Annotated in this window: 11 protein-coding genes; 3 read left to right on the forward strand and 8 right to left on the reverse strand. The window is 67.8% G+C overall.

Annotated features, from left to right (window positions below):
• The first annotated feature begins 179 nt into the window (after positions 1-179).
• Positions 180-1,136, forward strand: coding sequence for a tyrosine-protein phosphatase (locus tag ABXJ52_RS09350; protein ID WP_367040850.1), 957 nt, complete (start codon positions 180-182; stop codon positions 1,134-1,136).
• A gap of 28 nt (positions 1,137-1,164) precedes the next feature.
• Here ABXJ52_RS09350 and ABXJ52_RS09355 read toward each other — a convergent pair whose 3' ends face one another.
• Positions 1,165-1,890, reverse strand: coding sequence for a VWA domain-containing protein (locus ABXJ52_RS09355; protein ID WP_367040852.1), 726 nt, complete (start codon positions 1,888-1,890; stop codon positions 1,165-1,167).
• A 47-nt stretch (positions 1,891-1,937) separates the two neighbouring features.
• Here ABXJ52_RS09355 and ABXJ52_RS09360 point away from each other — a divergent pair, with 47 nt between their 5' ends.
• On the forward strand, positions 1,938-2,669 hold the full coding sequence (locus ABXJ52_RS09360; RefSeq protein WP_367048921.1) for a glucose 1-dehydrogenase: 732 nt from the start codon (positions 1,938-1,940) through the stop codon (positions 2,667-2,669).
• A gap of 54 nt (positions 2,670-2,723) precedes the next feature.
• Positions 2,724-3,623, forward strand: a complete 900-nt coding sequence (locus ABXJ52_RS09365; RefSeq protein ID WP_367040854.1) for a chitosanase — start codon at positions 2,724-2,726, stop codon at positions 3,621-3,623.
• Positions 3,624-3,677: 54 nt separating this feature from the next.
• Here ABXJ52_RS09365 and ABXJ52_RS09370 read toward each other — a convergent pair whose 3' ends face one another.
• The 7 genes from ABXJ52_RS09370 to gltB form a co-directional block, all read right to left on the reverse strand.
• Entirely contained in the window at positions 3,678-4,112 is a 435-nt protein-coding gene (locus tag ABXJ52_RS09370; RefSeq protein ID WP_367040855.1) for a hypothetical protein, read from the reverse strand.
• A gap of 36 nt (positions 4,113-4,148) precedes the next feature.
• Positions 4,149-4,514 carry a hypothetical protein gene (locus ABXJ52_RS09375; RefSeq protein ID WP_367040857.1) on the reverse strand — a complete coding sequence of 122 codons (366 nt, stop codon included), beginning with the start codon at positions 4,512-4,514 and terminating at the stop codon, positions 4,149-4,151.
• A 205-nt stretch (positions 4,515-4,719) separates the two neighbouring features.
• Positions 4,720-5,487, reverse strand: a complete 768-nt coding sequence (locus ABXJ52_RS09380) for a carbohydrate ABC transporter permease (RefSeq protein WP_367040858.1) — start codon at positions 5,485-5,487, stop codon at positions 4,720-4,722.
• A gap of 98 nt (positions 5,488-5,585) precedes the next feature.
• On the reverse strand, positions 5,586-6,587 hold the full coding sequence (locus ABXJ52_RS09385; protein ID WP_367040860.1) for a sugar ABC transporter permease: 1,002 nt from the start codon (positions 6,585-6,587) through the stop codon (positions 5,586-5,588).
• Positions 6,588-6,592: 5 nt separating this feature from the next.
• On the reverse strand, positions 6,593-7,891 hold the full coding sequence (locus ABXJ52_RS09390; protein WP_367040861.1) for a sugar ABC transporter substrate-binding protein: 1,299 nt from the start codon (positions 7,889-7,891) through the stop codon (positions 6,593-6,595).
• A 274-nt stretch (positions 7,892-8,165) separates the two neighbouring features.
• The gene (locus tag ABXJ52_RS09395; RefSeq protein WP_367040863.1) at positions 8,166-9,626 is read right to left on the reverse strand and encodes a glutamate synthase subunit beta; all 1,461 of its coding nucleotides are present in this window, start codon (positions 9,624-9,626) and stop codon (positions 8,166-8,168) included.
• Positions 9,619-14,205, reverse strand: coding sequence for a glutamate synthase large subunit (gltB, locus tag ABXJ52_RS09400; RefSeq protein ID WP_367040865.1), 4,587 nt, complete (start codon positions 14,203-14,205; stop codon positions 9,619-9,621). Before gltB ends, ABXJ52_RS09395 begins: the two co-directional genes overlap by 8 nt.
• Between the last annotated feature and the right edge of the window lie 226 nt (positions 14,206-14,431).

Genomic DNA, 14,431 nt, shown 5'->3' on the forward strand with positions numbered 1-14,431 from the left:
GACGAGGGACCCGCCCGCCTCGGGGCTGCCACGAGGCGGCACAGCGCCCCGGCACCGCCCCCGCAGATGCCTGCCGCACACACCTTCCTCCTGTCAGGGCGCCCCGCTACCTTCAACCAAACAATCGCTTGGTTGAGCGACGAGTGGCCATGGCGACCGCTACCGAGGAAGGCGGCCCAATGCGCATCACCCGTACACGTACAGCAGTCGGAGTCGCGCTCTCCGCGCTGGCCCTGGGCACCCTGCCCGCCTGGGCGGCCCACGCCGAACCCGCCGGATCCACCGCGCCCGATCGCGGCACGGCCCGGCACGCCCCGCTCCACCCCCGCCCCGCATCGGACGGCGTACGCCAGATACCTCTCCAAGGAGCCGTCAACGTAAGGGACTTGGGCGGCTACCGCACCTACGACGGCGATCGCGTCCGCTACGGCCAGGTCTACCGCGCCGACGCGCTCGCGAAGCTCACCGACGCCGATGTCGCCACCCTCGCCGGGCTGCGCCTGAAGAAGGTCGTCGACTTCCGGGTGCCCGCCGAAGTCCAGTACGACGGACCCGACCGACTGCCCGCCGGGCTCACCCCGACGGCGCGGCCCGTCAGCGACAACGGCCTCTTCGCGACGCTGATGACCGTGATCGGCTCCAGGGACCCGGTCAAACAGGAGGAGATGCTGGGCAACGGCAAGGCGGACGCCTTCATGCGCGACGTCTACCGCAGCTTCGTCACCGACGGCCCCAACCGCGCGCAGTTCGCGGCCACCCTGCGCGACATCGCCCGGGGCAGCAAGGCCGCACCGCTGCTCTACCACTGCACGGCGGGCAAGGACCGCACCGGCTGGACCAGCTATCTGCTGCTTCGCGCCGTCGGCGTCCCCGAGCGCACCGCCGTCGGCGACTTCCTGGCGTCCAACACCTACCGGGCCGCGTACGACGCGAAGGTGCGCGAGGGCTTGAAGCAGAGCGGCCTGATGCAGAACCCCGATCTGCTGATCCCGCTCCAGGAGGTCCGCACCGGCTATCTGGAGGCGGCGCTGACCGAGGTGACGAAACAGTACGGAAGCTTCGCCAACTATCTGAGGAAGGGACTCGGGCTTGATACGCGCACGATTCTCGCGCTGCGGGAGCGGATGGTCGACTAGGGGACCCGGCGGGCGGGTGTCACGGGGGTCAGGCGGTCACGATCCCCTGCGCCCGCGCCGCCGCGAGCCAGGCCGGGAACTCCCCCACCAGTTGGTCGTACAGACGGTCGTCCGGGACGGCGCGCGGGTCATGCCCCGCGTGGAAGAAGCCCGCGTTGTCGACGGCGCGCTTGGCGGGGACGGCGAGTTCGTCGAGCTTGCGGAGGTAGTCGAACTGCCTGCTCTTCGCGTCACCGAAGCCGATGAACTGCCAGAACAGCGGCAGCTTCGATGCCTTGCACAGATAGCGCTCGGCGGCGAGCTTGTTGATGGGGCCGCCGTCGGTCTGGAAGACGACGAGGGCGGGCGCCGTGGAACCGCTGTCCACATAGTGGTCGATCACGGCGTCCATCGCCAGGTGGTAGCTGGTCTTGCCCATGTGACCGAGCCCGGCGACGAACTCGTCGATCCGCCCGTGGTGACGGTCGAGGGCGATCTCCGTGACGGCGTCGACATCCGTGGAGAAGAAGACCGTGGGTACGGTGCCGTCGTCGTCGAAGTGCGCGGACAGACCCAGTACGCGGTCCGCGAGAGCCTGGACGGTGCCGTCCTTGTAGTACGGCTTCATGGAGCCGGAGTAGTCGACGACGAGGTAGACGGCGGCGCGTTGGCCGTCCAGGCCGTGCTTGCGCAGGCTGTCTCCCGCGGTCTTGTAGAGGCTCACGAGGGCGGGCGCCGCCTCTTCCACCTTGCTCAGGCTGATCGCCGGTCCCATGTGCGGCCCCATTCCCCTGGCTCCTGTCCGCTCTTGGCGGTCACGTGATCTCTTACGGCCTTGAGGGCAAGACGGTACTGATCACCGGTGCGGGCCGTGGACAGGGGGCCGCCGAGGCTCGGCTCTTCGCGGCGGCGGGGGCGCGGGTCGTGGTGACGGACGTCCGCGAGGAGGAGGGGCGGGAGGTCGCCAAGTCCCTTGGCGCGCAGGGTCTTTTCGTACGGCATGACGTCACGGACGCGGAGAGCTGGGCGTCGGCCGTGGCGGCGGGGGTGGCGGCCTTCGGCCGACTGGACGCGCTCGTGAACAACGCGGCGCTGTGGCGGACGGCGTCCGTGGAGGAGGAGACGTACGAGAACTTCGAGGCCCTGCTCCGGGTCAATCTCCTCGGTCCGTTCCTGGGCATCCAGGCGGTGCTGCCCGCGCTGCGGGAGGCCGGCGGCGGCTCGATCGTGAACGTCTCGTCGACCGCGGGTCTTGTGGGGATACGGGGGCATGCGGCGTACGGCTCGACGAAGTTCGGGTTGCGGGGGCTGACGCGTTCCTCCGCGCTGGACCTCGCGGGGAGCGGGGTGCGGGTCAACTCCGTTCACCCGGGGGCGATCGACACTCCGATGATCTCCTCCGCCTCCGCCGGGCGGGACTGGTCCCACCTGCCGCTGGGGCGGATGGGCCGCCCCGAGGAGGTCGGGGAGCTGATCCTCTTCCTCGCGTCGGAGGCGTCGTCGTACATCACGGGGGCGGAGTTCGCGGTGGACGGGGGGTCTACGGCGGGTTAGGGCTCCGAGATGCGGAAGGCGCGCTACCGCGAAACCGCACGTACTCTTGTGCGAATGAAACGTGCAGGCCTCCTCCTTCTCGCCGTCGCCCCGGTCGCCACGGTCGCCGTCTACCTCCTGGGCGGGGACTCGGACAGCGATGCCGCCGCAGGTCAGAGCGGGCCCGGCAGCCAGCGTCCGTACGACAAGGACAAGTCGGCGTCCGAGATCGAGGCCGACGACAAGCTGATCGCCCAGCTGCCCCCGGGCCTCGCGACGTCCGCCAAGAAGGAGCTGGCGCAGAAGCTCGTGACGAGCGCGGAGAACTCCACGCTGAACTGGCGCGGTCAGTACCGCTACATCGAGGACATCGGTGACGGGAACGGCTACACCGCGGGCATCATCGGCTTCTGCACCGGCACCAACGACCTGCTGACCCTCGTCGAGCAGTACACCAAGGACCACCCGGACAACGGCCTCGCCCGCTATCTGCCCGCCCTGCGCAAGGTCGACGGCACCGACTCGCACGAGGGCCTGGACCCCGGCTTCACCGAGGCGTGGAAGGCGGAGGCCGCGAAGCCCGCGTTCCGCAAAGCCCAGGACAGGACGCGTGACCGCGTCTACTTCGACCCGGCGGTGCGCCTGGCCAAGCTCGACGGGCTCGGCACGCTCGGCCAGTTCATCTACTACGACGCGATGGTCCTGCACGGCCCCGGCACGGGCGCCCGCGGGTTCTACGGCCTGCGCGAGGCGGCGCTGAAGGAGGCGAACACGCCGGCCCAGGGCGGCAAGGAGAAGGCGTATCTGGACATCTTCCTCGACATCCGCACCCAGGCGATGAAGGAGAAGAAGGCCCACCGCGACACGAGCCGCGTGGAGACGGCGCAGCGCCAGTTCCTCTACGACGGCAACTTCGGCCTGAAGACACCGCTGACCTGGAAGGTGTACGGGGAGACGTTCAAGGTCCCCAAGTAGGGCATACAACGGTGCGGCACGACCCCGCCGGGGCCGTGCCGCACCGGTACGCGTTCAGCTCGTCTTGGCGTAGACGCCCGGACCCTGCATCTCAGGCGCCTCGACGTTGTCGCTCACCATGTTGAACGCTTGGAAATAGATGGTTTTGTTCTCCGCGATCTCGTCGGCGAAACTGCAGGAGGTCCATCCGGCGTCGGAACCCAGATGGTCACTGCAGCTTCCCTCCCACACCAGTTCCGAGCCCTTGTAGGTCCAGTACACCCTGGGGAACCAGCCATCCTTCCCCGTGTCCTTCACCCAGAACTTGTCACCGGACTTCTCGAAACATGCGTGTGTGCCTCGTCCCTGCGAGCACGGGGCGCCTACCGGAGGGCCGACCCTGGCACCTTGCTCAGCAGTGTCATCACTTGCGGCTGCCGTTCCGCTCAAGCAGAACACAGCACTGACAGCGAAGCCGAAAGCGGTACCAGCGACACTTTTCCACTTCATGAGAATTTCCTTCACTTCAGGGGAACGACGGGCCTGTCAGTCGCTGCTCCACGACCACACGACGCCACCTGACGATACGATTCCGTCGCCTTCCATGGTGTCGGCGCGGAACCAGACCTTGCTGTGCTCAGGAATCTCGCTGGAAAAATCGCAGTACATCCAGCCGACATCACTGCCCGATTTGTTGCGACAGATCATGTCGCCCTGGAAGATCGGCCCCCAGGAGGCCAGCATCGCGGAATAGTGCCCGTCCGCCTTTGTGTCCTTGACCCAGAACTTGTCGCCGCTCTTCTCGAAGCAAGCATGCGTTCCCGCGGTCTCGGAACAAATCGCTCCGACCGGCGGTCCGGCAGCCCGGACCGCATCGACATCGGAATTCTGCGCCTGTGCGACACCCGACATCGCTGACGACGCGAGAAGGAGCGCACTTACGGACACGGAGACTCTGAGAATCGACGTTCTCAACCTTCCCCCTCATTGAACGTGTCGCCGCAGCACTGGTCAGTCGCTGCGATCAAGGAAAGGCTAGGGGCGCCTCCGCATAGCGGTCAACCCTTCGGCGAAACTATCGGTGCACATTGAAATCAGTGACCCACAAGATGAGGTGTCACCCCTTCACGGCGCCCGCCGCCAGACCCGACGCCAAGCGCCGCTGCACGACAACGAAGAACAGCAGTACCGGGAACGTGATCAGCGTCGAAGCGGCCATTACAGGGCCCCACGCCGTCGAATTCTCGCCCGCGAACTGGAAGATTCCCACCGCCGCCGTGTATTTCGCGCTGTCCTGCATGAATACATAGGCGAAGATGAATTCGTTCCAGGCCGTGATGAAGGCGAAGATACTGGTCGCCACCAGACCCGGAGCGACAAGCGGCAGCAAAACGGACCAGAACATGCGGCTCCAGCCGCAGCCGTCGATGTACGCGGCCTCCTCCACTTCCTTGGGCACCGTCGCGACGAAGCCACGCAGCGTCCAGATGGCGAAGGGCAGTGAGAGCGCGATGTACACGATGGTCAGGCCGAGCAGCGAGTTGAGCAGCTCGTAGTCGCGCATTTGCAGGAACAGTGGGATGACCAGGGCCTCGAGCGGGACCATCTGCACGATGAGGACCATGATCAGAACCAGGGTGCGGAACCGGAACTTGAAGCGCGCCACAGCGATGGCGGCGAACAGCGAGAGGACCGCCGCGGCCAGGATCGTACCGAAGCCGACGATGGCCGAATTCAGCAGGAAGGTACCGAAGTTGCCCTTCTCGAAGACGACGGTGAAGTGTTCGAAGGTGAGGCCGCTCGGCAGGACATCTGCCCCCCGGGTGTTCGCCGTCGGGTCGAGGGCCGTCGAGACCATCCAGTACACCGGGAACAGGGTGAACAAGAGCAGCGCCGCGACCGCGAGCGGAAGCCCGAGGCGGCCTCCCACTCCGCGACGACGAGCGTCCCCTCGGCGCGGTGGGGCCGAGATCTTGAGCGTGGTCACAGGTCCTCCTCACCCTGCTTGAACAGCGTACGGACGTAGAAGACGGTGATCGCCAGCAGCAACAGGGTGAGCAGGACAGCTGCCGCGGCTCCCTTGGCGTAGTCGTTCTTGGCGAAGGCCTGGATGTATGAGTAGACGCCCAGGTTGTAGACATCGGGGTTGGCGCCGTTACCGCCCGGCATCAGGAAGATCTGGGTGAAGACCTTGAAGTCCCAGATGGTCGACAGAATCGTCACCACCAGGAAGACAGGCTTGATGGTCGGCACGGTGATCTTCCAGAACCGTTCCCAGGCGTTGGCTCCGTCGATCATGCCCGCCTCGTAGAGCTCCCTGGGGATCGTCAAGAGGCCCGCGAAGATGGTGATGGCGACGAACGGGAAGCCGTGGTGCACCACGTTCACCGTGGCGATCGCGTAGAACGGGATCCGCTCGGTGAACCAGTTGGTGGTCTCCGGGTCGATCAGGCCGAGCGAGCCCGCAACCTGGCTGATCATGCCGTCCTGTGGCTGGAACAGCCAGATCCACACGTAGGTGCCGGTGACGGCCGGCATGGCCCAGGCGGACAGGATCGAGATGGAACAGATCAGCCGCCAGACCGGCCCGAGCCGGTTGAGCAGCAGGGCGACGAGTGTGCCGAGCACGACGGTGAGCCCGACACAGGCGACGGCGAAGAACAGTGTGTTCGGAAGCACCGTCTTCCACAGCAGCGAGCTGGTCAGCAGGTCCGCGTAGTGGTCAAGTCCGGTGAACCTGCCGACGCCGCCACCGAACTTGACCTCGTAGTCCTGCAGTGACAGCTTCCCGACTTGCACCAGCGGCCAGAGCAACAGACCGGCGAGGACCAGAAGCGCGGGGGCGAGCAACAGCCACGGGCGGGCGACACTCACCAGGCGCTTGCGACGCAGAGCGGCCAGGTTCTCGGAGGAGGGGCCTTCGGGCGATGGGTGGCGGACCGCGGTCTCGGTCTGCGGTTCGCCACCAACGAGTGTGTCCTTCACCGCCGTTACTCGCTCTTGGCGAAGATGGCGTCCATGTCCTTGGCGGCCTTGTCGGCGGCCTCCTGAACGGTCGCCTTACCGTTCAGGATGGACTGGACCATGCCGGTGACCACCTGAGACGCCTGGATCTCGCCGTACGCCTTGGTCTTGGGGACGGTCGCGCCGGCCTCCAGCATCTGCTTGGCGAACGGCTCGACCAGCGGGTCCTTCTTCGCCTCGATCTTCTTCAGCTCGGAGTTCTGACCCGGGAAGTAGTTGGTCTGGCCGGCCCACTTGGCGGCGAAATCACCCGTGGTCAGCATCTTCACGAACTCCCAGGAGAGGTCCTTCTTGTCCGTGTTGAACGTGGACAGGTAGGAGCCGCCGAGGAAGGACTTGCTCATGCCGCCGTTCTGGCCGGGGATCGGCACGGCGCCCAGCTTCCCCTTGAGGTCCGGGTTGGCCTCGACGATGGCCTTCGGGGTCCAGTTGCCGTTGACGGACATCGCGACCTGGCCCTTGCCCCAGGCGTCGCCGACCTCCTTCTCCGTCCAGGTGTTCACCTTGGCCGGGGAGACCTTGTCCTTGGTGGCGAGGCCGGTGTAGAACTCGATGCCCTTGACGGCCTCGGGCGAGTTGATGCCGGACTTCCACGTGCCGCCCTGCTCGGTGGCGAGTTCGCCTCCGGCGCCCCAGATGAAGGGGGTGGCGAACATCTCGGCGCCGCCGGCGACCGGGAAGGGGATCATCCCGGGCTCCTTGTCCTTCAGCGTTTTCGCCGCGGACTGGAGCTCCTTCCAGGTGGTCGGGGCCTTCAGCTTGTGCTTCTCGAAGACGTCCTTGCGGTAGACGATGCTGCGGACGCCCGCGTACCACGGCATGCCGTACTGCTTGCCGTCGAGCGTGCCCGCGTCCGCGAGGCCCTCGACGAGGTCGTCGTTCAGGCCCGACTTCTTGACGTCGTCGGTCACGTCGACGAGGGCGCCGGTCTCGGCGAACTGCGGGACCCAGGTCGTGCCGACCTCGGCCACGTCCGGGACCTGGTCCTCGCCGCCCTCGATGGCGGTGGTGAACTTCTTCTGCGCGGTGGCCCACTGCTGGTACTCGACGTGGATCTTGGCGCCGGTCTTCTTCTCGAAGGCCTTCCCGGCCTCCTTGAAGAAGGGCCTGGCGTCGGGGTTGGTGCCCTCCATGATCCACACGGTGAGGGTCTTGCCCTTGCCGTCGGTCGCCTTGCCGCCGTCGCTCCCGTCATCGCCGCCGCATGCCGTCGCGGTCAGTCCGAGCGTCATGGCGATACCTGCCGCGATGACCCGTCGCTTCATACCGGCCCCCTCATGGGTACGTGCTGTAACTGCGCCGTTCCGTTGTGGGAGCGATTGTGGTCACAGGGACTCGACGCGGTCTAGACCCATTCGGCTAAGCGGGGCCGAAACGTAATTTGCGTTGCAAGCAATGAGCATTGCGCAGGATGCAACGCCTGCGACGCCACGGCGCCCGCCTTGGTCCGGTCGGGGACGAGGCGGGCGCCGCATCAGTTCCGTACGCCGTTGTACGGGACGTATGAGGGGTCGTACGAGGAAAACCGTACGGGAAGGATCAGACCATCAGCGAACGGTCGGTCGGGCGGATCGGCGACGGGAGGTCGCTCGCCCCGGTGAGGAAACGGTCCACGCCACGTGCGGCCGAACGGCCCTCGGCGATCGCCCAGACGATGAGCGACTGGCCACGGCCCGCGTCACCGGCGACGAAGACGCCGGGGACGTTCGTCTGGAACTCGGCGTCGCGGGCGACGTTGCCCCGCTCGTCGAGGTCCAGGGAGAACTGGTCCACCAGGCCGTTCTCACGGTCCGTACCGGTGAAGCCCATCGCGAGCGTGACCAGCTGGGCGGGGATCTTGCGCTCCGTGCCCGGCTTCGGCGTCAGCTTGCCGTCGGTGAACTCGACCTCGGTGAGGTGCAGGAACTGCACGTTCCCGTCCTCGTCGCCCTCGAAGTGCGTGGTCGAGACGGCGTAGACCCGCTCGCCGCCCTCCTCGTGCGCGGAGGTCACCTTGTAGAGCATGGGGAAGGTCGGCCACGGCTGGTGCGGGGCACGGTCCTCGCCCGGCTTCGGCATGATCTCCAGCTGCGTCACGGACGCCGCGCCCTGGCGGTGCGCCGTGCCCACGCAGTCCGCGCCGGTGTCGCCGCCGCCGATGACGACGACGTGCTTGCCCTCGGCCGAGACCGGGGTCGTGACGTAGTCGCCCTCCTGGACCTTGTTGGCCAGGGGCAGGTACTCCATCGCCTGGTAGACACCCTTGAGCTCACGGCCGGGGACCGGGAGATCGCGTGCCATCGTGGCGCCCGCGGCGATGACCACCGCGTCGTAGCGCTTGCGCAGCTTCGCCGCGTCGATGTCGCGGCCGATCTCCACACCCGTACGGAACTTGGTGCCCTCCGCGCGCATCTGCTCGATGCGGCGGTTGATGTGGCGCTTCTCCATCTTGAACTCGGGGATGCCGTAGCGCAGGAGGCCGCCGATACGGTCCGCCCGCTCGTACACGGCGACCGTGTGGCCCGCCCGCGTCAGCTGCTGCGCCGCGGCCAGACCCGCCGGGCCCGAGCCGATGACGGCGACCGTCTTGCCGGAGAGCCGGTCGGGCGCCTGCGGCTTGACGTCGTTCGCGTCCCACGCCTTGTCGATGATCGAGACTTCGACGTTCTTGATGGTGACGGCCGGCTGGTTGATGCCGAGCACGCACGCCGACTCGCAGGGCGCCGGGCACAGGCGGCCCGTGAACTCCGGGAAGTTGTTCGTGGCGTGCAGCCGCTCGGAGGCGGCCGACCAGTCCTCGCGGTACGCGAAGTCGTTCCACTCGGGGATCAGGTTGCCCAGCGGACAGCCCTGGTGGCAGAACGGGATACCGCAGTCCATGCAGCGCGACGCCTGCTTGGAGATGATCGGGAGGAGGGAGCCGGGAACGTAGACCTCGTTCCAGTCCTGGACGCGCTCGCCGACCGGGCGGGTCTGCGCGACCTCGCGGCCATGGTTCAAAAAGCCCTTGGGATCAGCCATTGGTCGCCGCCTCCATCATCTTCTCGGTGATCTCGGTCTCGGAGAGACCGGCTCGCTCGGCGGCGTCCTTGGCGGCGAGCACTGCCTTGTACGTGCTGGGGATGATCCTGCTGAAGCGCTCCACGGCGGAGTCCCACTCGGCGAGCAGCTTCTCGGCGACGGTCGACCCGGTCTCCTCCTGGTGGCGGCGCACGACGTCGTGCAGCCACTTCTTGTCGGAGTCGTCCAGGGCCTCCACGGCGCCCAGGTTGCCGGGGTTGACGTTGTCCCGGTCGAGGTCGATGACGTACGCGATGCCGCCCGACATGCCGGCCGCGAAGTTGCGGCCCGTCTCGCCGAGGACCACCGCGTGGCCACCGGTCATGTACTCGCAGCCGTGGTCGCCCACGCCCTCGGACACGACCGTCGCACCGGAGTTGCGGACGCAGAACCGCTCGCCCGTGCGGCCACGGAGGAACAGCTCGCCGCCGGTCGCGCCGTACGCGATGGTGTTGCCGGCGATCGTCGAGTACTCGGCGAGGTGGTCGGCGCCGCGGTCGGGGCGGACGATGACGCGGCCGCCGGAGAGGCCCTTGCCGACGTAGTCGTTGGCGTCGCCCTCCAGGCGGAGGGTCACGCCGCGCGGCACGAACGCGCCGAACGACTGGCCCGCCGAGCCGGTGAAGGTGATGTCGATGGTGTCGTCGGGCAGGCCCGCGCCACCGAACTTCTTCGTCACCTCGTGGCCGAGCATGGTGCCGACCGTGCGGTTGATGTTGCGGATCGCGACCTGTGCGCGGACCGGCTGGGCGTCGGTCGCGCCGGCGGCGGAGAGGGCGTCGGCGGCGAGCTTGATCAGCTCGTTGTCGAGTGCCTTCTCCAGGCCGTGGTCCTGGGCGGCGATCTGGTGGCGCACGGCGCCGCCGGGCAGCGACGGCACGTGGAAGAGGGGCTCAAGGTCCAGACCCTGCGCCTTCCAGTGCTTGACGGCGCGCTCGGTGTCGAGGAGCTCGGCGTGGCCGACGGCCTCCTCGATGGTGCGGAAGCCCAGCTCGGCGAGGATCTCGCGGACCTCTTCGGCGATGAACTCGAAGAAGTTGACGATGTACTCGGCCTTGCCGGAGAACCGCTCGCGCAGCGCCGGGTTCTGCGTGGCGATGCCGACCGGGCAGGTGTCCAGGTGGCAGACGCGCATCATGACGCAGCCGGAGACGACGAGCGGCGCGGTCGCGAAACCGAACTCCTCGGCGCCGAGCAGCGCGGCGATGACGACGTCACGGCCGGTCTTGAGCTGACCGTCCGTCTGGACCACGATGCGGTCGCGCAGGCCGTTGAGAAGCAGCGTCTGCTGGGTCTCGGCGAGGCCGAGCTCCCAGGGACCGCCCGCGTGCTTGAGCGAGGTGAGCGGCGAAGCACCCGTACCGCCGTCGTGGCCGGAGATCAGGACGACGTCCGCGTGGGCCTTGGAGACACCCGCGGCGACCGTGCCGACGCCGACCTCGGAGACCAGCTTCACGTGAATCCGCGCCTGCGGGTTCGCGTTCTTCAGGTCGTGGATCAGCTGGGCCAGGTCCTCGATGGAGTAGATGTCGTGGTGCGGCGGCGGGGAGATCAGGCCCACGCCCGGCGTCGAGTGACGCGTCTTGGCGACCCACGGGTAGACCTTGTGGCCGGGCAGCTGGCCGCCCTCGCCGGGCTTGGCGCCCTGCGCCATCTTGATCTGGATGTCGTCCGCGTTGACCAGGTACTCGGAGGTCACACCGAAGCGGCCGGAGGCGACCTGCTTGATGCTGGACCGGCGGGCCGGGTCGTACAGGCGGTCCGGGTCCTCGCCGCCCTCACCGGTGTTGGACTTGCCGCCCAGCTGGTTCATGGCGATGGCGAGGGTCTCGTGCGCCTCGCGGGAGATCGAGCCGTACGACATGGCGCCGGTCGAGAACCGCTTGACGATGTCGGCGGCCGACTCGACCTCGTCGACGGAGATCGAGGGGCGGTCCGACTTGAGGTTGAACAGGCCGCGCAGCGTCATCAGGCGCTCGGACTGCTCGTTCACGCGGTCCGTGTACTGCTTGAAGATGTCGTAGCGGCGGTTGCGCGTGGAGTGCTGCAGGCGGAAGACCGTCTCCGGGTCGAAGAGGTGCGGCTCGCCCTCGCGACGCCACTGGTACTCACCGCCTATGTCGAGCGCGCGGTGCGCCGAGGGGACGCCGGAGGCGGGGTACGCCTTGGCGTGCCGGGCGGCGACCTCCTGGGCGACGACGTCGATGCCGACTCCGCCGATCTTGGAGGTCGTGCCGACGAAGTACTTCGCGACGAAGTTCTCCTGCAGGCCGACGGCTTCGAAGACCTGTGCGCCGCGGTAGGAGGCGACGGTCGAGATGCCCATCTTGGACATGACCTTCAGGACGCCCTTGCCGAGCCCGTAGATCAGGTTCCGGATGGCCTGCTCGGCGTCCATGCCCGGCAGGAACGTGCCTGCCCGGACGAGGTCCTCGACGGACTCCATCGCGAGGTACGGGTTGACGGCCGCGGCGCCGTAGCCGATGAGGAGGGCCACGTGGTGGACCTCGCGGACGTCGCCCGCCTCGACGAGCAGGCCCACCTGGGTGCGCTGCTTCGTGCGGATGAGGTGGTGGTGAACGGCCGCGGTGAGCAGCAGCGAGGGGATCGGCGCGTGCTCGGCGTCGGAGTGCCGGTCGGAGAGCACGATCAGGCGGGCGCCGGCCTCTATGGCGGCGTCGGCCTCGGTGCAGATCTCCTCGATACGGGCGGCCAGCGCGTCGCCGCCGCCGCCGACGCGGTAGAGACCGGAGAGGGTCGCCGCCGTCATGCCGGGCATGTCGCCGTCGGCGTTGATGTGGATGAGCTTGGCGAGCTCGTCGTTGTCGATCACCGGGAAGGGCAGCGTGACGCTGCGACAGGTCGCGGCGGTCGGCTCCAGGATGTTGCCCTGCGGGCCGAGCGAGGAGTGCAGCGAGGTGACGAGCTCTTCACGGATGGCGTCCAGCGGCGGGTTCGTGACCTGCGCGAACAGCTGCGTGAAGTAGTCGAAGATCAGCCGCGGACGCTCGGAGAGCGCGGCGATCGGGGTGTCGGTGCCCATGGAGCCGAGCGGCTCGCCGCCGGTCTTGGCCATCGGCGCGAGGATGATGCGCAGCTCTTCCTCGGTGTAGCCGAAGGTCTGCTGGCGGCGCGTGACGGAGGCGTGCGTGTGCACGATGTGCTCGCGCTCCGGCAGGTCGGAGAGCTCGATCTCGCCGGCTTCCAGCCACTCCTGGTACGGGTTCTCGGCGGCGAGGGCGGCCTTGATCTCGTCGTCCTCGACGATGCGGTGCTCGGCGGTGTCGACGAGGAACATCCGGCCAGGCTGCAGGCGGCCCTTGCGGACGACCTTCGCGGGGTCGATGTCCAGGACGCCGACCTCGGAGCCGAGGACGACGAGGCCGTCGTCGGTGACCCAGTAGCGGCCGGGGCGCAGACCGTTGCGGTCGAGAACGGCGCCGACCTGGGTGCCGTCGGTGAAGGTGACACAGGCCGGGCCGTCCCAGGGCTCCATCATCGTGGAGTGGTACTGGTAGAAGGCGCGGCGGGCCGGGTCCATCGAGCCGTGGTTCTCCCACGCCTCGGGGATCATCATCAGGACCGAGTGCGGAAGCGAACGGCCGCCGAGGTGGAGGAGTTCGAGCACCTCGTCGAAGGACGCCGAGTCGGACGCGTCCGGCGTGCAGATGGGGAAGACGCGGTCGAGCTTCTCGGTGCTGTGCTCGCCGGCGGAGGCGAACAGGCCCGAGGCGAGCTGCGACTCACGCGCCCGCATCCAGTTGCGGTTGCCCTTGACCGTGTTGATCTCGCCGTTGTGCGCGACGAAGCGGTAGGGGTGTGCGAGCGGCCAGCTCGGGAACGTGTTCGTGGAGAAGCGCGAGTGGACGAGCGCGACGGCCGTAGCGAAACGGCGGTCGGACAGGTCGGGGAAGAACGGCTCCAGCTGGCCGGTGGTCAGCATGCCCTTGTAGACGATGGTCCGGGCGGAGAGCGAGGGGAAGTACGTCGCTGCCTCACGCTCGGCGCGCTTGCGCAGTACAAAGGCCTTGCGGTCGAGCGCGACGCCGGTGCTCTCGCCGTCGGCCACGAAGATCTGCCGGAAGACCGGCATCGTCGAGCGGGCGGTGGAGCCGAGCAGCTCGGGGGCGACGGGAACGTCGCGCCAGCCGAGGACCGTCAGGCCCTCCTCGGAAGCGATCGTCTCGATCTGTGAGACGGCGCCGTCGGTCGTGCCCGCGGTGTCGACCGGCAGGAAGGCGATGCCGACGGCGTACGAGCCTGCCTCGGGGAGCGCGAATCCGGCGACCTCGCGCAGGAAGGCGTCAGGCACCTGGAGCAGGATTCCGGCGCCGTCGCCGGAGTCCGGCTCGGAGCCGGTGGCGCCACGGTGTTCGAGATTGCGCAGTACGGTCAGCGCCTGTTCGACCAGCTCATGGCTGGCTACACCGGTGAGGGTGGCCACGAACCCGACACCACAGGCGTCGTGTTCGTTACGGGGGTCGTACATGCCCTGAGGGGCGGGGCGACCGTCCATGGGCGACCAGGCGTGCGTACGCATTGGCTCTCCCGTCGTCGTCGTGGCATAGGCAAAAAGCGAGGGACGACGTTGGCCCAGGCAAAATTTCGAGCAGGTTACATGATGGAACGCTTCTCGAAAAGCGGATAGCTCATTCCACCATGTGGACACCGCCCAGAGGCGTGAAGAGCGGCGGGGGACCCCGTGCGGACAGATCGATGACCGTAGGCCCGAGAGCGGCACAGGCCTCATTGCCCGCAGCGCTTAC

Source organism: Streptomyces sp. Je 1-332, assembly GCF_040730185.1.
Lineage (GTDB): Bacteria > Actinomycetota > Actinomycetes > Streptomycetales > Streptomycetaceae > Streptomyces.

What these genes read in the sequence shown, in the direction of transcription:
- ABXJ52_RS09350 (WP_367040850.1), top strand. Translation starts at nt 180, where the DNA reads ATGCGCATCACCCGTACACGTACAGCAGTCGGAGTCGCGCTCTCCGCG.
- ABXJ52_RS09355 (WP_367040852.1), bottom strand. Translation starts at nt 1,890, where the DNA reads ATGGGACCGGCGATCAGCCTGAGCAAGGTGGAAGAGGCGGCGCCCGCC.
- ABXJ52_RS09365 (WP_367040854.1), top strand. Translation starts at nt 2,724, where the DNA reads ATGAAACGTGCAGGCCTCCTCCTTCTCGCCGTCGCCCCGGTCGCCACG.
- ABXJ52_RS09370 (WP_367040855.1), bottom strand. Translation starts at nt 4,112, where the DNA reads ATGAAGTGGAAAAGTGTCGCTGGTACCGCTTTCGGCTTCGCTGTCAGT.
- ABXJ52_RS09375 (WP_367040857.1), bottom strand. Translation starts at nt 4,514, where the DNA reads ATGTCGGGTGTCGCACAGGCGCAGAATTCCGATGTCGATGCGGTCCGG.
- ABXJ52_RS09390 (WP_367040861.1), bottom strand. Translation starts at nt 7,891, where the DNA reads ATGAAGCGACGGGTCATCGCGGCAGGTATCGCCATGACGCTCGGACTG.
- ABXJ52_RS09395 (WP_367040863.1), bottom strand. Translation starts at nt 9,626, where the DNA reads ATGGCTGATCCCAAGGGCTTTTTGAACCATGGCCGCGAGGTCGCGCAG.
- gltB (WP_367040865.1), bottom strand. Translation starts at nt 14,205, where the DNA reads ATGCGTACGCACGCCTGGTCGCCCATGGACGGTCGCCCCGCCCCTCAG.